This window comes from uncultured Jannaschia sp. (assembly GCF_947494055.1).
Taxonomy (GTDB): domain Bacteria; phylum Pseudomonadota; class Alphaproteobacteria; order Rhodobacterales; family Rhodobacteraceae; genus Jannaschia.
In genome coordinates, this window is record NZ_CANLTR010000008.1 from 36,049 (window position 1) to 54,339 (window position 18,291).

The following is an 18,291-nucleotide window of genomic DNA, read 5'->3' on the forward strand; positions in this document are numbered from 1 at the left end:
ACCGCGGCGTCTCCGCGCCCTGACCGCTCGCGGATAACGAGCCAGTCCATCGAGTTCCTCAAAGCCGCGTGTATCGGAAGATCGCGGATGCGCCCCAGCCGGCCGCCACCGCGATGAAGAGCGACAGACAGCCGTAGATCAGCGGCTGTTCGTGCGCGAGAACGTAGAGCCATCGCTCCAGCCCGACTTTCTGGACGTAGAGCGCGGTCGCGTAGCTGTCCGTGACGCGGCCGTCCTGCGTCAGGTAGATGCGCGTGGTGTAGTTGCCCTCGGTCAGCGCGGCGGGCAGGGCGATCTTGGTCGAGAACAGCGTCCCTTCGCGCAGATCGACCGCATCCTCCGACGTCGTGTAGGCTCCGGCATCCGTGTTGACCCGGACCAGCGCGTTCAGGAAGTCCGGGTCCTTCCGCGCCATCCGCGCCCCCCCCGGTGCCGACAACGCGCGTCGCGTCGTGATCCGCCAGCGCAGATCCTCCTCCGGGCTCAACGCCTCCGCGATCGGCCGGCTCGACGCGACGGCGTAGAAGCTGGGCACGCCCTCCATTTCGACGCTGTCCGCGTTCACCCAGATCCCCATGACGCGATCCTTGCGCCGGACGGCCACGTCCTCCCGCGGCCCCGCCACGGTGATGAGGATCGCCATCTTGGTGTCGAAGTTGCGCGGCGCATCGCGCCGGATCGCGCCGAAGATAAGGATCTCCGAGCCGTCGAAACTGGTGGAGATCGACACGCGGTCCTGGCTCAGATCGGCCACGATCTCCTCCGCTCGCGCTGGCAGCGCGATCGAAAGGAGGAGCAGGATCGCCCGGATCATCCCGGTCCTCCCACGCCGATCGAGTAGAGCTCCGACGGCTCGAGGAGCAGGTCGAGCGCCAGCTTGCCGCACATGAGGAGGACCATCGTCGCCAGCAGGATGCGGAGCTGCTCGGCCTTCAGCCGCGTCCCGATCCGTGTGCCGAACTGCGCCCCGATCACGCCGCCGACGAGCAGGAGGACGGCCAGCACCATGTCCACCGTGTAGTTGGTCATCGCGTGGAGCAGCGTGGTGAAGGCGGTGACGAAGATGATCTGGAACAAAGACGTGCCGATGACGACCTTTGTCGGCATGCCGAGCAGGTAGATCATCGCCGGCACCATGATGAAGCCGCCGCCCACCCCCATGATCGCCGCGAGCACGCCGACGAGCAGGCCGACGGCAAGGGGCGGGATGACGCTGATATAGAGGCCGCTCGCGCGGAACTTCATCTTGAAGGGCAGCGCGTGGATCCAGTTGCGCTGCCGCCGCACGGTCCGGGCGGCCGGTCCAGCCGCGCGGGCGCGGCGGATGGCGTTCAGGCTCTCGACGAACATCAGCCCGCCGATCACCGCGAGGAACAGGACGTAGCAGAGGTTCACCAGCAGATCGACCTGACCCAGATCGCGCAGGACGGAGAAGACCTGCACCCCGATCGCCGCGCCCAGAAGGCCGCCGATCAGCAGCACCGTGCCCATCCGCAGGTCGACCGTCCGCCGCCGGAAATGGGCCAGGACGCCGGAGATGCTGGAAGCGACGATCTGGTTCGTTCCGGTCGCCACGGCCACGGCGGGCGGGATGCCGATCATGAACAGCAGCGGCGTCAGAAGGAACCCGCCGCCGACCCCGAACATCCCCGACAGGATGCCGACCAGCCCGCCCAGCCCGAGGATGAGAAAGGCATTGACCGAGACTTCGGCGATCGGGAGGTAGATCTGCACCAAGGCACCTCGCGGGGCGGGTATATCCTCTAAACGGCCTTGCGCGAAGTCTGTCAAACCCCGGCCCGATCACGAGTCCCGTGCGGGCCAAGGCAGGCGCGCGCTGGCGCCATCGTCGCCATGCGCCTGGCCCTAACGTTCCTTTATGTAAGGCTCGCCGCCGGCCCGGGGCGGGATGGCCCGGCCGACGAAGCCCGCGAGGATCACCACGGTCAGGATGTAGGGCAGGGCCTGCATGAACTGCGTCGGCACCGTGATGTCGAAGACCTCGATCGTCTGGAACCGGTTGCCGAGCGCCTCGAGCAGGCCGAACAGCAGCGTCGCGCCGAGCGCGTACCACGGCCGCCACTTCGCGAAGATCAGCGCGGCCAGCGCGATGAAGCCGCGCCCCGCCGACATTTCCTTGACGAAGCCGGCCGAGAGCGCGGTGGCGAGATAGGCGCCGGCGAGGCCCGTCAGCAGGCCGCAGATCATCACCGCCGCGTAGCGCAGTCCCACGACCGACACGCCAGCCGTGTCCACGGCCGCCGGGTTCTCGCCCACGGCGCGCAGGCGGAGGCCGAACCGCGTGCGGTAGAGCACCCACCAGGTGAGCGGCACGCAGAGGAGCCCGATATAGACGAGCGCCGAATGGCCCGACAGAAGGTTCGCGTAGATCGGGCCGAGCAGCGGCACGTCGGCGATCTCGCGCGCGAAGGGCAGGTCGATCTCCTGGAACCGCGCCGCGCCCATAAGCTGCGGCGTGCGTCCGCCGAGCCCGAACCACGCCTCGCCCACCACAACGGTCAGGCCCGAGGCGAGGAAGTTGATCGCCACGCCCGAGATGAGCTGGTTGCCGCGGAACGTGATCGAGGCGACCCCGTGGATCGCCGCCAGCATCAGCGACGCGCCGATCCCCGCGAGGCAGCCGAGCCAGACGTTGCCGGTGTAGCTCGCCGCCGCGGCCGACAGGAAGGCGGAGGCCAGCATCTTGCCCTCCAGCCCGATGTCGAAGATCCCCGCCCGCTCGCTGAACAGCCCGGCAAGGCAGGCGAAGAGCAGCGGCGTCGCCAGCCGCAGCGTCGAGTCGAGTATCTGGAGAAGGCCCAGGAAATCCATGTCAGCCCGCCCCCGTCACGGTTCCACCTTCCGCTCCTTCGGATCGCCATCCGAACGCGTCGCGCTTGTCGGCAGGGCGGGCTCCGGGCGGCGGCGATTCAGGAACAGCGCCTCCATCGGTGCCCGCACCATGTTGTCGAGCGCGCCGGTGAACAGGATGACGAGCGCCTGGATCACCAGGATCATCTCGCGGGAGATGGCGGGGATATCGAACTCCACGTAGCCCCCGCCCTGGTAGAGCATCCCGAAGAGAAGCGCGGCGAGGCAGATGCCGATCGGATGCGACCGGCCCATCAGCGCCACCGCGATGCCGACGAAGCCCGCCCCCTGCACCGGGTCGATCACCAGACGCTCGGCCTCGCCCATCACCGCGTTGATCGCCATCAGCCCGCAAAGCCCGCCCGAGATCAGCATCGCCACCATGATGATCTTCGTGGGGGAGATGCCCGCGTAGAGCGCGGCCGGCTCGGAATGGCCGAAGGCACGGATCTCGTAGCCGAGCCGCGTCCGCCAGAGCAGCGCCCAGACGGCGAATCCGGCCAGGAGCGCCAGCAGGAAGGCGATGTTGAGCGGGGCGCGGCAGACCGACGCGATCGGCCGCTCGACGCAACCCCAGCCCATGAGCGCGTAGAGGTCGCCGATCGCCGGCAGGTTGGTCGCCGCCGCGAACCGTGCCGTCTCGGGCGAGCCGCCGGCGCCGGGCACCAGCAGGACACGGGAGAGCAGATAGACCATCAGCGCCGAGGCGATGAAGTTGAACATGATCGTCGTGATGACGATGTGGCTGCCCCGCCGGGCCTGCAACCAGGCCGGGATCGCCGCCCAGGCCGCCCCGAACAGAGCCGCCCCCGTCATCGCCGCCAGCAGCGCCAGCGACCAGTGCGGCCACGGCACGTAGAGGAGCGCGAGCGCGACGCCGAGCCCGCCCAGCATCGCCTGCCCCTCGCCGCCGATGTTGAAGAGCCGCGCGTGGAAGGCGACCGCGACGCCGAGGCCCGTGAAGATGAAGTTCGTCGCGTAGTAGAGCGTGTAGCTCCACCCGTCCGCCGACCCCACGGCTCCCTCGATCAGCAACGACAGAACCTCGAACGGGTCCTCGCCGATGAAGCCCACGACGAGGCCCGACACGATCAGCGCGAGCGTCAGGTTGAGGAGCGGGATCAGCGCGATGTCGGCCCATTTCGGCAGCGCGTCGTTCATGCCGCCGCACCCGCCATGCCCGCCATCAGGAGGCCGAGCTCCCGCTGGTCGGTCTCCCCGGGCAGGCGCTCGCCCATGATGCGGCCGTCGAACATCACCGCGATCCGGTCCGAGAGCGCCATGATCTCGTCGAGTTCCACCGAGACGAGGAGGATCGCCTTGCCCTGGTCGCGCAGGGCGACGATCTGCTCGTGGATGAACTCGATCGCGCCGATATCCACGCCCCGCGTCGGCTGGCCGATGAGGAGGAGGTCGGGGTTCCGCTCGATCTCGCGGGCCAAAACGATCTTCTGCTGGTTGCCGCCCGAGAAGTTCTTGGCGGCGAGCGTCGGGTCCGGCGGTCGCACGTCGAAGCGGCGCATCTTGTCGTCGCAATCGGCGCGCATGGCCGCGTGATCCATGAACAGGCCGGAGCTGAAGCGCGGATCGGAATGGTAGCCGAAGGCCACGTTCTCCCAGGCGCGGTAATCCATCACCAGCCCCTCGCGCTGGCGGTCCTCGGGCACGTGGGCGATGCCGCGGGCGCGCCGCGTCCGCGCGTCGCTCGCCGTGCCGGTCAGGTCGATTTCCTGTCCGTTCATGCGGATGGAGCCGGTGCCGTTCGCGTAGCCGCCCAGCACCTCCAGAAGCTCGGACTGCCCGTTGCCCGACACGCCGGCAATGCCGAGGATCTCGCCCGCCCGGATCGTCAGGTCGATCCCGCGGAGGCGCTCGACCTTCTGCTCGTCCACGACGCGCAGGTCGCGCACCTCCAGAACCACGTCGCCCGGCCGCGCCGGCGCCTTGTCGACGCGCAGCAGCACCTTGCGTCCGACCATCAGCTCGGCCAGTTCCTCGGGCGAGGTCTCGGCGGTCGGCACCGTCGCCGTCATCTCGCCGCGCCGCATGACCGAGACGGAGTCGGTGATCTCCATGATCTCGCGCAGCTTGTGGGTGATGAGGATGATCGTCTTCCCCTCGTCGCGAAGCCCGCGCAGGATGCGGAACAGGTGATCCGCCTCCGCCGGCGTCAGCACGCCCGTCGGCTCGTCGAGGATCAGGATGTCCGCCTCGCGGTAGAGCGCCTTCAGGATCTCGACCCGCTGCTGCTGGCCCACGCCCAGTTCCTCGATCACCGCTTCGGGATCGACGTCCATCTCGTAATCGTCGGCAAGCTGCTTCAGGAGCCGCCGCGCCTTGGCGAGCGACGGCTTCAGGAGGCGCCCGTCCTCTGCCCCGAGGATGACGTTCTCCAGCACGGTGAAGTTCTCGACCAGCTTGAAGTGCTGGAACACCATGCCGATGCCCGCGTCGATCGCGGCCTGGCTGTCGGGGATCTCCGTGCGCCGCCCGCCGATCAGGATCTCGCCCGCATCGGCCCGGTAGAAGCCGTAGAGGATCGACATCAACGTCGACTTGCCCGCGCCGTTCTCACCGATGATGCCGTGGATCGTGCCGCGGCGCACCTCGATGGAGATGTCGCGGTTGGCCTGGACCGGCCCGAAGGACTTGGAGATGCCGCGAAGCTCGATGGCCAGGGCGGCATCGCCCTCGTCGCGCGGGGCGGCCCGGCTCATTCGCTCTCCACGAACCCCGCGACATGCGCGAGCCCGCCTTCGCCCAGCGTGCCGACATAGACGAGCCGCGCGAAGGGCTCGCCCGACCGGTCGATCCGCGCCCGCACCATCGCCGTGCCATGCGTCACCTGCGGCGTGCCGACCGGCAGCAGGACAGCGTCGGGCAGGTTGTCGCGGAATATCTTGAGATAGGCCGCAATCCCCTCGACGTCCGTGATCGGGGCCGGCGCGTGCGGGTCCGCGTAGGTGAACGAGGCCGCGAGGGCCTCGTCCAGGATCGCCGCGCGGGCCTCCGCGTCGGCCTCGTTCCAGGCCGAGAGAAGCGTCAGCAGCGTCTCGCCGGGATTGCCCGCCTCCGCCATCAGTAGGCCGGGCAGTTATTGTCGGAGAGGTAGTCGTGCACTTCGACCTCGCCGGAGGCGATCTGCGCCTTCGCCTCGTCGATGGCCGCCGTCATCTCCTCGGTCACGAGCTCCTGGTTGTTCTCGTCCACCGCGACGCCCACGCCCTCGTTCTCGAGGCCCAGCACCTCGACCCCGGTCTCCAGCTCGCCGGCCTCGCCCGCCGTGAAGGCGTCGTAGACCGCGTTGTCGACCCGCTTGACCATGGAGGTCAGCACTTCGCCCGGATGCAGGTAGTTCTGGTTGCTGTCCACGCCGATCGACAGGATGTCGGCATCCGCCGCCGCCTGCAGCACGCCGATCCCGGTGCCGCCGGCCGCCGCGTAGACCACGTCGGAGCCCTGGCTGATCTGCGAGCGGGTCAGCTCGGCACCCTTCACCGGGTCGTTCCACGCGGTCGGCGTGGTGCCCGTCATGTTGACGATCACGTCGATGTCCGGGCTCACCGCCTTCGCGCCCTGCGCGTAGCCGCAGGCGAACTTGGAGATCAGCGGCACGTCCATCCCGCCGATGAAGCTGACCGTGCCCGTCTCGGAGGCCATCGCGGCCATCATGCCCACGAGGTAGCTGCCCTCGTGCTCGGAGAAGACGATGGACTTCACGTTCGGCTGCTCGACGACGCTGTCGACGATGACGAAATCGGTGTCGGGATAGTCGGGCGCGACCGCATCCAGCGTGGAAGCGTTGGCGAAGCCCAGCACCACGACCGGGTTCGCGCCGCGCTCGGCCATGCGGCGCATCGTCTGCTCGCGCTGCGCCTCGTTGGCGAGCTCGGTCTCGTAGTATTCGCCACCGGTCTCCTCGACCCAGCGCTGCGCGCCGTTGAAGGCGGATTCGTTGAAGCTCTTGTCGAACTTGCCGCCGAGATCGATGATCAGCCCCGGATCGGCCAGCGCCGCCCCGGCGCCCAGGGCGAGCGCCGCCGAGGCCCCCATCAGGGTCTTGAAGATGGTCATGTGTCACTCCCGTCGAAGGGCGCGCGTCGGCCCGTCCCGAACCCCTCGCGCCGCGATTGATGGACCGGATAAGGCCGCAGGGGGGCGGGAAGGTCAACCGCCCTGTCGGGGATATGACCCCTCGTCAGAAGGACGTGACGAGGATCAGGGCGTCCGTGCCGCCGTAATAGCCACGGCGCCGACCGGCCTCTCGCCAGCCGGTCCGCGCGTAGAGCGCACGCGCCGCGGCGTTGTCGGCCGCGACTTCGAGGAACCCCGTCCCCGCGCCCCGGTCGCGCGCCGTCGCCGCAAAGGCGGAGACCAGGGCGCGCCCCTCTCCCCGCCGCCGATGCTCCGGTGCCACCACGAGCGTCAGGAGCTCCGCCTCGTCCAGCGTCACCCGCCCGATGGCGAACCCGGCCGGGCTTGTGACGACGATGGTCTCGGGGGCCGAGAGCGTCGCGGCGAAGGCGGCCTCCGACCAGCGGGCGGCGCCGTCGAAGGCGGACGCGTGCAGCGCCGCCATCTCCGCCGGCGTCACGGCAGGATCGCGGGCGGCGCGTCGGCGGGCGGGGCCGCGTCGGCCGGGCGCAGGTAGAACGGCGCGGGCCGCGGCCGTCCCGGACCCGCGCGGCGGGCGGCGATCCGTGCAATGGCGGTGGCGAGATCCGGCGCCGCCACGACGGCGTGTCCCGTCATTGCGCCGAGCGCCGCCGCCGCCGGGCCGGTCAGCGGCGCGGTCCAGCCGGGCGGGATGGTATTCTCGGTCGTCACGATCTCGCCCGCATGGGCCAGATGCACCATGTCGCGCGGGGCGGGCAGGCAGACGATCACGTCGCGTCCGTCGGCATAGGCGTCCGACACGCTCACGCCCTCCGCCGGAATGCCCAGTCCCAGCGCCAGGCCCCGTCCGGCGGCGACCGCGATCCGCGTCCCGGTGAAGTTGCCGGGCCCCGTGCCGATCCCGAGCGCGGCGAGGTCGCGCCAGCCGGTGCCGGCCTCCGCCAGCACTTCCGCCAGCATCGGCATCAGCCGCTCCGCCTGGCCCTTTCGCATCGCCTCGCAGCGCGCGGCGAGGATCCGGTCGCCCGAGACGAGAGCGGCCGCGCAATGCGCGGCCGACGTGTCGAACCCGAGGACGAGGCGATCAGATGCCGACAGGGCGGACCTCGGTCACTTCGGGAATGTAGTGCCGAAGCAGGTTCTCGATCCCCATCTTCAGCGTCATCGTGGAGGAGGGGCAGCCGGCGCAGGCACCCTGCATCCGGAGATAGACAACGCCGCGCTCGAAGCCGTGGAAGGTGATGTCGCCGCCGTCCTGCGCGACGGCCGGACGGACGCGGGTGTCGAGAAGCTCGGTGATCTGCCCGACGATGGCGCTGTCGGCCTCGTCATGCGCGGTCCCGTGCGCGGCCTCGGTCGCGCCCTCCATGACCGGCTCGCCGGACTGGTAATGCTCCATGATGGCGCCGAGGATCGCGGGCTTCGCATGGTCCCATGCGGTGCCCTCGTTCTTGGTGACGGTCACGAAGTCGTTGCCGAGGAACACCCCGGTCACGCCGTCGACGGCGAAGATCCGGCGGGCGAGCGGCGAGGGAGCGCCGGCCTCCGCATCGGGAAAATCCGCGGTGCCCTGCTCGAGCACGGCCTGGCCGGGCAGGAACTTGAGCGTCGCGGGGTTCGGCGTGGTCTCGGTCTGGATGAACATGTGTCGCCTCCGGGTCAGGCGCTCTATGTGCGCCCGGGGCCGGCCCCTGTCAAGAAGTTGGAACGGTTCTAAAGTGCGCGGCAGGTGTCGGTTGTCCCGCCCGGCTGCCCATCCCGAATGAGACCCGGCCGATGCCCGGCGCGAACGGACAGCGCAGGTTGCACACGCCTCTCGCACGGATCCAAGCCGAATTGCTTCGATCCGTGCGTCTGTGCCAACGAATGGCATTGGTTAAGAGAATCTTTCATTAACCAGCGAAACGTTTCCTAAACATTTATGAATAAACGGTTATTTCCCCGCGGGGAAATGGCCGTCAGGCGATCCCCTCGAGCTGCTCCCGCGTCAGGTTGCCCGGTACGATCGTCACCGGCACCGGCAAATCGCCCGCGCTCCGCGTCAGTTGCGTCACCAGCGGACCCGGGTCCTTGCCCTCCGCGCTCGCACCCAGCACGAGCACGCCGATCTCGGTGTCTTCGGTGACCTGCGCGAGGATCTCCGTCACCGGCTCGCCCTCGCGGATCACCAGATGCGGCTCCAGCCCATGGCGGTCGCGCATCCACTTCGCGAAGACCTCGAAATGCGCCACGATCCGCTCGCGCGATTCTTCCCGCATGATGTCGCCGACGCCGATCCAGTGGTTAAAATCCTCGGGCGGAATTACGGCCAGCACCTCGATGCCGCCGCCGGTATGCTCAGCCCGGAGCGCGGCGAAGCGCATGGCGTTGAGGCATTCGCGGGTGTCGTCGAGCACGACCAGGAATTTGCGCATCGTCTCCTCGCGGGTCTTTGAACGCGGGACAGCATTGCCCGTCCGGGCCGCGCCTGTCCACCTGCGCGGCGCTATCGCCGCGGACGCGGGCCCGCCGGGCCGAGGCGCGGGGTTCGCAGCCGCGTGCGGCGGGCCGGGACGGGGGCCGGCAGCACCGCCCGCCACAGCGCCCGACCTGCCCAGCTCGCCAGCACGATGCCGGCCTGCAAAAGCGTGAGCCACAGGAGCACGAGCGCGCCTGCCGCCAGTCGGCCGAGCCGGATCGTCGCGCGGAACACCCGGCCCTTGCCCAGCACCTCGAAGCTGCGCGTCGCGCGCGGCCCTGCCGCCTCCGCCACGCGGGCGAGGCGGGACGCGTCCTCCGGCGTGTCCACGAGGCGCGCCAGACGCAGCGCCTCCGCCGTGGAGGTCGCGTCGCGCACCCGGCCCATATCGGCCGCCACGCCGGAGACCCGCGCGAGCGCCGCCGTATCGGTCACGTCCGCGAGCCGGGCCGTGCCGCGCAGGAAATCCGGCACGACGCCCCATCGGATCGGCACCCGCAGCGTGCGCGCCAGTTCCGGCGTCAGGCTGCCGATGCGGCGCGCGAGCCGGAGAAGCCCCGCCCCGGCCTTCACCGTGACCGAGGAGCCGCCGGAGAGCACCATCGCCCCCGTCGCGCCGAGTCCGAGCAGCGCCAAGCCCGCGTCGAGCTCGTCCACGTCCTCCCCCGTCATCCAAGCCTGCCCGGCACGGCGCAGCGCGTTCGCGTCGCCCAACGGCGAGAGCTCGAAGGGCACCGCGCAGGCGCCGAGCTGCGCGAGCGTGGGGCAGGTGGTGGCATCGGCCATGCAGGCGGCGCAGTCCCCCGCACTGGCGAGCCAGCCGGAGCGCGCCGCGATCATCGCCTCCGCCGCCGTCACGTCCACCGGCCGGCCGAGATCCTGCGCCAGTTCGATCAACATCGCGGCACGGTCGGCGTCCGCATCGGCGACGGCCGCGTCCAGCGCGGCGGCGATCCATTCCGCCGTGGCCGTGCGCCGTACCTCGCGTTCCAGCGTCAGCGCGAGTTCGGTCTGGCCCCGCTCCACGAAGGGCGCGGCGAAGGGGTTGGCGGAGAGCATCCAGAGCGTCGCCGCGAGCGACAGCCCCAGCGGCAGCGCCCGGAGGACGCGCAGGATCAGGCGGCCGAGCGCGCCCAATCCCAGTACATCTCCCGCACCCGACGCGTCACCGGGCCGACCTGGTAGGAGCGGTCGTCGAAGGCCGTCACGGGCGTGACCTTGGTGAGGTTGCCCGACAGGAACACTTCGTCGGCATCGCGGAAATCCTCGAAGGTCAGCACCGTCTCGTGCACCCGCTGCCCGTCTGCGGCGAGGTTGGCGATGTGCCGCGCCCGGGTGATGCCCGACAGGAAGGTGCCGTTCGCGATCGGCGTGAAGACCTCGCCATCCTTGACCATGAACACGTTGGAGGTCGCGCTCTCGGCCACGTTGCCCATCGCGTCGGCGACCAGCGCGTTGCCGAAACCCTTCTGCTGCGCCTCGGCCAGCATCCGCGCGTTGTTGGGATAGAGGCAGCCGGCCTTGGCGTCGCAGACCGCATCCTCGAGCACCGGGCGGCGGAACCGCGTCCGGGTCAGCGTCGTGGTCTTGTCGGCGCCGTACATCGGGACGTGCTCGAGGCAGATCGCGAAGCCCGTCTCCTCCCGCGAGGGGACGAGGCCGAGCTCGCTGCCGTGGATGCCCCAGTACATCGGGCGGATGTAGATCGCGTCGTCGGGGGCGAACCCTTCGAGCCCCTCGGCGATCAGTTCCAGCATCCGTTCCACGCTTGCGGTGGGCTTGAGCATCAGCGCCTCGGCCGAGCGGTTGAGCCGCGCGCAATGGCGGTCGAGATCGGGGGTCAGTCCCTCGAACCGGCGGGCCCCGTCGAAGACGGACGAGCCCTGCCAGCTGCCGTGGTCGGCCGCCCGCATGATCGGAACGTCGCCGTCGTGCCACGTCCCGTCGAACCAGGTGCGGACCCGCTTGCCGAATGCCATGCCGTGCCTCTCTCGCTGTACGGCGCGTTGATAGGGGTGGGGTCGGGCGGCGTCCAGCGGGCCGCGCCGCGGATCCCTTGTCCCCACACCGCAAACCCGCGCAGAAGGCCGCATGACCGCGCGCAATGTCGAGATCATCGCCATCGTCCTCGGCGCGGCGGTCGGGCCGGACGGCGAGGCCTCGCCGACGCTGGCGCTGCGGACGGAGCATGGCGTGGCGCTGTGGCGTACAGGTCGGGTGGACCGGATCGTGCTCACCGGCGGGGTGGGGCGTCACGGGCCGGCGGAGGCGGTGGTGGCGGCGCGGCTGGCGCGGGCCGCGGGCGTGCCGGAGGCGGCGCTGTTGATCGAGGACGGGTCCGCCACGACCTTCGACAACCTCCGCCGCGCGCTCGACCTGATCCCGCGGGACGCGGCGATCGTGCTGGTCTCGAACCGGTGGCATTTGCCGCGGGCCTGGCTGACCCTGCATCTGATGGGCCGGCGGGGGCGGGTCTCGGGTCCGGCCGGGCAGGCGCCGTGGTCGGGCACCGTCGTGATGATCCTGCGCGAGACCCTGGCGACGCCGCTCGCGGCGGCGCGGGCCCTGCGATGGCGGTTCCGGTCCTGAGGGAGACAGGAAGGGCCGCCGCGGGTTTCACCGGGGCGGCCCTCTTGTGAGTGACGGTCGCGACTTCGCCGCGCCGTTGCCCACAATCTGCCGCGATTCGCTTGAGAATCCATTAACGCGACGAGTCGCGTCGCCGGCCTGCGGAGGTGCCGGCGGCGCGGCTTGGGCGCAGCGGGGAGGGCAGCCCTCGTCCACGGGGGCGGACGGGGGCTGCCTGACCGTCGCGGCCGGACGGAAGGCGGACGCCTGCATGTCGAACCGCGGCGCTTGTCGCCCGGCCCGCCGAGGACCGAGGCAATCAGACGTCAGGCGCCGACCTCGGGGTCGCGCAGGATCTCGACGCCCGCGATCTTCCAGCCCCCGGGCGTCTCGATCATCGTGTAGGCGAGCGTGTGCAGCCGGCCGGCCTCGTCGGTGATGAGCACGTCCTGCCGCCAGCTCGCGCCCTCCTCGCTGGTGCCGAGATACTGCACGCGGCCCGGATGCCAGACCATCGGATAGCCTTCGCGAACCATCCGCCCGAAGGTGTCCGGGTTGCGGAAGATGTCCTGGATATTGGGTGCGGCGAAGGTGAAGGCGGACGCGAAATCGTCGGCCCGGAAGGCGTCGAGCTGGTCGTCGATCACGCCCCGGATCGCCGCTTCGTCCGCCTGCGCCCCGCCCGCAAGGAGCATCAGCCCCGTCAGTAACCCCTTCATGCCGCATCCTCCTCGCTGGCGATCGTTCTAGACCGCCGGAGACACGGATCAAACGGCGGCTGAGTTTCCCACGAGTTCGCCCGCCATCGCGCGGTCGATGAGATCGGCCGTCTCCCGCACGCCGTAGAGCGCGATGAAGCCGCCGAAGCGCGGCCCCTGATCGGCGCCGAGGAGGACCTGGTAGAGCGCGCGGAACCAGTCGCGCATCGGGTCGAACCGATCGCGCCCGACCTCGTAGACCACGCCCTGCAGCGCCTCGTCATCCACGGGGCCGTCCCAGCCGCGCAGCCGGTCGCGCAACTCCGACAGCGCCGCGCGCTCGGCCTCGGTGGGCAGGCGGAACACCTTGGCGGGCTTCACGAAGTCGTTGTAGTACCGCACCGCCCCCTCGGCCGCGCGGTCGAGCTGGGGGTTGGCCTCGGGCGACGCGTCGGGCGCGTAGCGACGGATGAAGCCCCAGAGCGCGTCCTTGTCCTCGGCACCGGCGACGGAGGCGAGGTTGAGGAGCATGGTGAAGGGCACGACCATGTCGCTTTGCGGCACGTCGCCCGAATGGACGTGGAAGACCGGGTTCGCCGCGCGCTTGTCGGGGTCGTTCGCGGCGTGGAACGCGCGGAGCTGCTGGTGGTACTCGTCCACCGCCTTGGGGATGACGTCGAAATGCATCCGCTTCGCCGTCTTGGGCTTCTGGTACATGAAGTACGACAGCGACTCGGTGGCTGCGTAGGTCAGCCATTCGTCGATCGACAGGCCGTTGCCCGAGGACTTGGAGATCTTGTGGCCCTCGGCATCGAGGAACAGCTCGTAGGTGAAGTGCTCCGGCGGCCGGCCGCCCAGCGTGCGGCAGATGCCGTCGTAGATCGGGGTATTGGCGGCGTGATCCTTGCCGTACATCTCGAAATCCACGTCGAGCGCCGCCCAGCGGGCGCCGAAATCGGGCTTCCATTGCAGCTTCACGTTGCCGCCGGTGACGGGGAGCGTCCATTCGCGGCCCGCCTCGTCGTCGAAGGTGACGGTCCCGTCGGCCCCGTCCACGTGCTTCATCGGTACGTAGAGGACGCGGCCCGTCTCCGGGTGGATCGGCAGGAAGATCGAGTAGGTCTGCCGGCGTTCGTCCCGCAGGGACTTCAGCATGATCGCCATCAGGTCGTCGTAGCGCTCCGCCGCGCGGCGAAGCACGTCGTCGAACCGGCCGGAGCGGTAGAACTCTGTGGCGGAGACGAACTCGTAGTCGAAGCCGAACGTGTCGAGGAAGCGGCGCAGGCGGGCGTTGTTGTGCGCGCCGAAGCTCTCATGGGTGCCGAACGGGTCCGGCACGTCGGTCAGCGGTCGTTGCAGGTGCTCGCGCAACGCGGGCGGGTTCGGGACGTTCTCGGGCACCTTGCGCATTCCGTCTAGGTCGTCGGAGAAGCAGACGAGCCGGGTCGGGATGTCGCCGATCAGATCGAGGGCGCGGCGGATCATCGTGGTGCGCGCGACCTCGCCGAAGGTGCCGATATGCGGCAGGCCGGAGGGGCCGTAGCCGGTCTCGAACAGGACGTGATCCTTGTCCCGCGCCTCCGCGCGTTTCAGCAGGCGACGCGCCTCCTCGAACGGCCAGGCCTTCGATGTCATCGCCGCGTCGCGCAAGCTCGTCATGGGATCGTCCTCGGGATCGGAAGCGACCCGCACCTATTGCCCCATTGGGGTGCCGTCAATAAACGCGAGGGTGAAGGAGCTCAGGATGGCCAAACCGGATTTCACCCCGCAGGACGCGCTCGTCGCGATGATGATCACGGTCTCGGCCTCGGACGCGACGATCCGGACGTCGGAGCTCCTGACGATCCAGTCGATCGTGAATCACCTGCCGATCTTCGCGGATTTCGACGAGGACCGGCTGGAGAGCATCGCGCAGACCGTGTTCGACCTGCTGGAAGAGGAGGACGGGCTGGACGCGATCCTCGGGCTGATCCGCGACGCGCTGCCCGTCTCCCACCGGGAGACGGCCTATGCGCTGGCCTGCGACGTGGCGGCCGCCGACGGCAAGGTCTACCAGACCGAACTCGAGCTTCTGCGCGAGATCCGCTACGAGTTCGAGATCGACCCGCTGCACGCCGCGGCGATCGAGCGGGGCGCGCGGGCACGGCACCTGAAGCTCTGAGCGCGTCGTCCGCCGGACGGGGGGAGCCTCCGGCGGGGATATTTCGGAAGCAAAGACGCGGGGGCCGTCAGCGGACCATGCCGACGATCTCGTAGGTGCGCTCAAGGATCGGAACGGTGATTTCGCGCGCGCGTTCGGCGCCGCGGGCGAGGATGCGGTCGATCTCGGCCGGCTCGTCCATCAGGCGCGCCATCTCGGTCGAGATCGGGGCCAGGCGGGCAACGGCGAGATCGGCGAGGTCCTGCTTGAAGTGGCCGAACATCCGTCCCTCGTGTTCGGCGAGCACGGTGGCCGGGTCGCTGTCGGACAGCGCGGCGTAGATGTTGACGAGGTTGCGGGCGTCGGGGCGTTCGGAGAGGCCGGTCGGGTCGCCGGGCAGGGGATCCGGGTCGGTCTTGGCCTTGCGCAACTTCCGCGCGATCGTGTCGGCATCGTCGGTCAGGTTGATGCGGCTGGCGTCGACGGGATCGGATTTCGACATCTTCTTCGTGCCGTCGCGCAGCGACATGACGCGGGTGGCCGCGCCCTCGATCACCGGCTCAGTCATCGGGAAGAAGTCCACGCCGTAATCGTGGTTGAACTTCGCCGCGATGTCGCGCGTGAGCTCGATATGCTGCTTCTGGTCCTCGCCCACGGGGACGTGGGTGGCGTGGTAGACGAGGATGTCGGCCGCCATCAGCGCAGGGTACGCGAAGAGGCCGAGCGAGGCGGCCTCGGCGTTCTTGCCGGACTTGTCCTTCCACTGCGTCATCCGGCCCATCCAGCCCATCCGCGCGACGCAGTTGAAGATCCAGGCGAGCTGCGCGTGTTCGGGCACCTGGCTCTGGGCGATCAGGATCGAGCGTTCCGGGTCGATTCCCGCGGCGAGGAAGCCCGCGCAGAGCTCCCGCGTGTTGCGGCGCAGCGTGGCCGGTTCCTGCGGCACGGTGATCGCGTGCAGGTCGACCATGCAGAAGATCGTCTCGTGCGTGCCCTTCGCCTGCCAGTCCACGAACTTGGTGATCGCGCCCAGGTAGTTGCCGAGCGTCAGGCCGCCCGAGGGCTGGATGCCGGAGAAGACGCGGGGGGTGAAGTCGGGCATCGGGGCCTCCGAAGGGCTGGTCTCGGAACGGGGCATCGCTTAGTCGGCGGGGGTCATGCCGTCAATCGAGGCCCGGATGCAGCCCAGACCGCCGAACCCGTTCAACGACCTGCCGCCGCTCGTCGTCGCGCTCGCGCTGGTGATCGCGGGGGTCGAACTGATCTTCCAGGCGGGGGCGTCGGGTTTCGTGGGCGGACAGGCGGCCGTGGGCTGGCGGCTCACCGCGCTCGAGACGTGGTCGGTGCGCGCGGACGTATGGGACTGGATGCTGCGGACGCGGCAGGCGCCGCTGGACGAGGTGGCGCGGGTCTTCGCCTATCCGTTCGTACATTCGGGCTTCACCCATGCCGCCATGGTCTGCGTGTTCGTACTGGCGCTGGGCAACGTGGTGGCGCCGGTCTATCCGGGCTGGCGGCTCTTGGTGATCTTCTTCGGTGCCGCGCTGGGCGGGGCCTTGGTCTACCTGCTGCTCTTCGATGCGCGGTCGCCGCTCTACGGGGGCTATCCGCCGGCCTACGGCCTGATCGGGGCGTTCACCTACCTGACGCAGCGGGGGCTGACGCGGGCCGATCCGGCGAAGGCGTTCCTGCTGATCGGGCTCCTCCTTGCCATCCAGCCGGTCTTCGGGCTGCTGCTGGCGCGCAACTTCGCCTGGTTGCCGGACTGGAGCGCCGATCTGGGCGGGGCGGCATGCGGCTACCTCGCGGCGATGCTGCTCTTTCCCGGCGCGCTGCACCGCATCCGGGACCGCCTGCGTCAGCGCTGACGCCGTGTGGCGCCGCGCAGCTCGGCCATCCGGAACGCGCCCATGAGCTGCGCGAAGGCGAAGTAGGACAGCATTCCGAAGCCCACGAGGATGGCCAGCGCGGCCCCGCGCCATGCGCCGCCGAAGAGCGGGCCGAGCGCGAGGTTCATCGCCCAGAGGACGACGCCCATCAGGAACGCGGCCGCCACGATTCCCCAGGCCCGCCGGCGCGCCCGCTGGTCGAGCACGGCCACGGTGCCGAGCCCGCGCACACCGCGCGCGAGCAGCCAGACCATCGCCCAGGCGGCGAGCGTCGTGCCGAGCGCGGCGGCGGGCCATCCGATGAGGGGCGCGAGGCCGATCGCGACGGCGGCATTCACCACGAGGGAGACGACGGCGTAGCGGAGCGGACTGCGCGTGTCCTCCCGCGCGAAGTAGAGCGGCTGCAGCACCTTCTGGAGCACGAAGGCGGGCAGGCCCAGGGCGTAGATCATCAGCGCCAGCGCGGTGGCGGCGGTGTCGTCCACGTCGAAGGCGCCGCGTTCGAAGAGGACGGAGACGAGCGGGAAGGGCACGACGAGGAGCGCCACCGCGGAAGGCAGGGTCAGGAGCCAGGAGAACTCGAAGGCGCGGGAATAGGCCTGCTGCTGCCCCTCGGTGTCGCCGGCACGGACGCGGCGGGAGAGGTCGGGGAGAAGGACGACGCCGATGGCGATGCCGACCACGCCGAGGGGCAGCTGGTAGAGGCGATCGGCGTAGTTCAGCCATGCCACCGCGCCGTCGAAGTAGCTCGCCACCTGCCGCCCGACGAGGAGGTTCACCTGCACCACGCCGCCCGCCAGCGCAGCGGGGGCGGCGATGACGAGGAGGCGCTTCAGGTCGGGCGTCATCCGCGGACGATGGCGCGGCAGAAGGCGGTGCCCGGCGCGCGCGGCGGCCCACCAGACGAGGCCGAGCTGCACCAGTCCGCCGAGCGGGACCGACCAGACGAGGCCGCGCGCGATCAGGCGCGAATGGGTCGGCGCCTCGAGCCAGTCCCAGAGCTCGGGTCGTGCCCAGACGGCGAGCATCGCGGCGATGAAGACGACGTTGAGGAGCGCGGGCGCCGCGGCGGCGGCGAGGAAGCGGTTGTTGGAGTTCAACACGCCCGAGACCAGCGCGGCGAGCGAGATAAGCAGGATGTAGGGGAAGGCGATCCGGCCGTACATGACGGCGAGGGTGAACCGTTCGTCCTCCGCGAAGCCCGACGCCATCGCCAGGACGAGCGCCGGCATCGCGACGATGCCCAGCACGGTGAAGGCGGTCAGGATCACGACCATGCCGGCCACCGCATCGCGGGCAAAGGCGTCGGCCTCGCCCGCATCGCCCTCGAGCTTCTTGGCGTAGAGCGGCACGAAGGCCATGTTGAACGCGCCCTCGGCGAAGAAGCGGCGGAACATGTTGGGCAGCGAGAAGGCCACGAAGAACGCTTCCGCCGCCGCCCCCGTGCCGAGGAACCGTGCGATCAGGATGTCGCGCGCGAAGCCGAGGATGCGCGACAGGAGGGTCCAGCCTCCCACGGTGAGGAAGCCCTTGACGAGGCGTGGGGCCATG

General features: G+C 69.9%; 20 protein-coding genes. 3 read left to right on the forward strand and 17 right to left on the reverse strand.

Annotated features, from left to right (window positions below; all coding sequences use genetic code 11):
- Nucleotides 1-58: 58 nt before the first annotated feature.
- From Q1A87_RS09720 to Q1A87_RS09780, 13 genes are all read right to left on the reverse strand, one after another.
- Entirely contained in the window at nucleotides 59-814 is a 756-nt protein-coding gene (locus Q1A87_RS09720; protein WP_299650412.1) for a TIGR02186 family protein, read from the reverse strand.
- A complete protein-coding gene (locus Q1A87_RS09725) occupies nucleotides 811-1,734 on the reverse strand; it encodes a sulfite exporter TauE/SafE family protein (RefSeq protein ID WP_299650415.1) in 924 nt (307 codons plus the stop codon). The genes Q1A87_RS09720 and Q1A87_RS09725 overlap by 4 nt, the downstream gene beginning before the upstream one ends.
- 132 nt (nucleotides 1,735-1,866) lie before the next feature.
- Complete coding sequence (locus Q1A87_RS09730) at nucleotides 1,867-2,832, reverse strand: ABC transporter permease (protein ID WP_299650418.1); 966 nt, start codon at nucleotides 2,830-2,832, stop codon at nucleotides 1,867-1,869.
- A gap of 15 nt (nucleotides 2,833-2,847) precedes the next feature.
- Nucleotides 2,848-4,032 carry an ABC transporter permease gene (locus Q1A87_RS09735; protein ID WP_299650421.1) on the reverse strand — a complete coding sequence of 395 codons (1,185 nt, stop codon included), beginning with the start codon at nucleotides 4,030-4,032 and terminating at the stop codon, nucleotides 2,848-2,850.
- On the reverse strand, nucleotides 4,029-5,588 hold the full coding sequence (locus Q1A87_RS09740) for an ABC transporter ATP-binding protein (RefSeq protein ID WP_299650424.1): 1,560 nt from the start codon (nucleotides 5,586-5,588) through the stop codon (nucleotides 4,029-4,031). Before Q1A87_RS09740 ends, Q1A87_RS09735 begins: the two co-directional genes overlap by 4 nt.
- The gene (locus Q1A87_RS09745) at nucleotides 5,585-5,950 is read right to left on the reverse strand and encodes a hypothetical protein (protein ID WP_299650427.1); all 366 of its coding nucleotides are present in this window, start codon (nucleotides 5,948-5,950) and stop codon (nucleotides 5,585-5,587) included. Before Q1A87_RS09745 ends, Q1A87_RS09740 begins: the two co-directional genes overlap by 4 nt.
- Nucleotides 5,950-6,945, reverse strand: coding sequence for a BMP family ABC transporter substrate-binding protein (locus Q1A87_RS09750; RefSeq protein WP_299650430.1), 996 nt, complete (start codon nucleotides 6,943-6,945; stop codon nucleotides 5,950-5,952). The genes Q1A87_RS09745 and Q1A87_RS09750 overlap by 1 nt, the downstream gene beginning before the upstream one ends.
- 124 nt (nucleotides 6,946-7,069) lie before the next feature.
- Nucleotides 7,070-7,465: a GNAT family N-acetyltransferase gene (locus Q1A87_RS09755; protein ID WP_299650433.1), complete on the reverse strand. Its 396-nt coding sequence runs from the start codon at nucleotides 7,463-7,465 to the stop codon at nucleotides 7,070-7,072.
- Nucleotides 7,462-8,085, reverse strand: a complete 624-nt coding sequence (gene tsaB / locus Q1A87_RS09760; RefSeq protein WP_299650691.1) for a tRNA (adenosine(37)-N6)-threonylcarbamoyltransferase complex dimerization subunit type 1 TsaB — start codon at nucleotides 8,083-8,085, stop codon at nucleotides 7,462-7,464. The genes Q1A87_RS09755 and tsaB overlap by 4 nt, the downstream gene beginning before the upstream one ends.
- The gene (locus Q1A87_RS09765; protein ID WP_299650436.1) at nucleotides 8,072-8,632 is read right to left on the reverse strand and encodes a NifU family protein; all 561 of its coding nucleotides are present in this window, start codon (nucleotides 8,630-8,632) and stop codon (nucleotides 8,072-8,074) included. The genes tsaB and Q1A87_RS09765 overlap by 14 nt, the downstream gene beginning before the upstream one ends.
- Before the next feature lie 313 nt (nucleotides 8,633-8,945).
- Nucleotides 8,946-9,401, reverse strand: a complete 456-nt coding sequence (locus Q1A87_RS09770) for a universal stress protein (protein ID WP_299650439.1) — start codon at nucleotides 9,399-9,401, stop codon at nucleotides 8,946-8,948.
- Between the two features lie 71 nt (nucleotides 9,402-9,472).
- A complete protein-coding gene (locus Q1A87_RS09775; RefSeq protein ID WP_299650442.1) occupies nucleotides 9,473-10,582 on the reverse strand; it encodes a hypothetical protein in 1,110 nt (369 codons plus the stop codon).
- Nucleotides 10,561-11,424, reverse strand: a complete 864-nt coding sequence (locus Q1A87_RS09780) for a branched-chain amino acid aminotransferase (protein WP_299650445.1) — start codon at nucleotides 11,422-11,424, stop codon at nucleotides 10,561-10,563. The genes Q1A87_RS09775 and Q1A87_RS09780 overlap by 22 nt, the downstream gene beginning before the upstream one ends.
- Nucleotides 11,425-11,536: 112 nt before the next feature.
- On the opposite strand from Q1A87_RS09780, the gene Q1A87_RS09785 reads away from it, so the two are divergent.
- Nucleotides 11,537-12,034 (forward strand): YdcF family protein, encoded by a 498-nt coding sequence (locus tag Q1A87_RS09785; protein WP_299650448.1) that lies wholly within the window; start codon nucleotides 11,537-11,539, stop codon nucleotides 12,032-12,034.
- Nucleotides 12,035-12,339: 305 nt separating this feature from the next.
- On the opposite strand, the gene Q1A87_RS09790 is transcribed toward Q1A87_RS09785, so the two are convergent.
- On the reverse strand, nucleotides 12,340-12,732 hold the full coding sequence (locus tag Q1A87_RS09790) for a DUF4864 domain-containing protein (protein WP_299650452.1): 393 nt from the start codon (nucleotides 12,730-12,732) through the stop codon (nucleotides 12,340-12,342).
- 48 nt (nucleotides 12,733-12,780) lie between these two features.
- On the reverse strand, nucleotides 12,781-14,370 hold the full coding sequence (locus Q1A87_RS09795) for a lysine--tRNA ligase (RefSeq protein ID WP_299650455.1): 1,590 nt from the start codon (nucleotides 14,368-14,370) through the stop codon (nucleotides 12,781-12,783).
- Nucleotides 14,371-14,455: 85 nt separating this feature from the next.
- Between Q1A87_RS09795 and Q1A87_RS09800 the strand changes: the two genes are divergently transcribed.
- The gene (locus Q1A87_RS09800; RefSeq protein WP_299650458.1) at nucleotides 14,456-14,872 is read left to right on the forward strand and encodes a tellurite resistance TerB family protein; all 417 of its coding nucleotides are present in this window, start codon (nucleotides 14,456-14,458) and stop codon (nucleotides 14,870-14,872) included.
- 67 nt (nucleotides 14,873-14,939) lie between these two features.
- On the opposite strand, the gene trpS is transcribed toward Q1A87_RS09800, so the two are convergent.
- Nucleotides 14,940-15,953: a tryptophan--tRNA ligase gene (gene trpS, locus Q1A87_RS09805; protein ID WP_299650461.1), complete on the reverse strand. Its 1,014-nt coding sequence runs from the start codon at nucleotides 15,951-15,953 to the stop codon at nucleotides 14,940-14,942.
- A 76-nt stretch (nucleotides 15,954-16,029) separates the two neighbouring features.
- Between trpS and Q1A87_RS09810 the strand changes: the two genes are divergently transcribed.
- Nucleotides 16,030-16,719 (forward strand): rhomboid family intramembrane serine protease, encoded by a 690-nt coding sequence (locus tag Q1A87_RS09810; protein ID WP_299650464.1) that lies wholly within the window; start codon nucleotides 16,030-16,032, stop codon nucleotides 16,717-16,719.
- Here Q1A87_RS09810 and murJ read toward each other — a convergent pair.
- Nucleotides 16,710-18,290: a murein biosynthesis integral membrane protein MurJ gene (gene murJ, locus Q1A87_RS09815; RefSeq protein WP_299650467.1), complete on the reverse strand. Its 1,581-nt coding sequence runs from the start codon at nucleotides 18,288-18,290 to the stop codon at nucleotides 16,710-16,712. The two genes, Q1A87_RS09810 and murJ, sit on opposite strands and share 10 nt — an antisense overlap.
- Nucleotide 18,291: the final 1 nt, after the last annotated feature.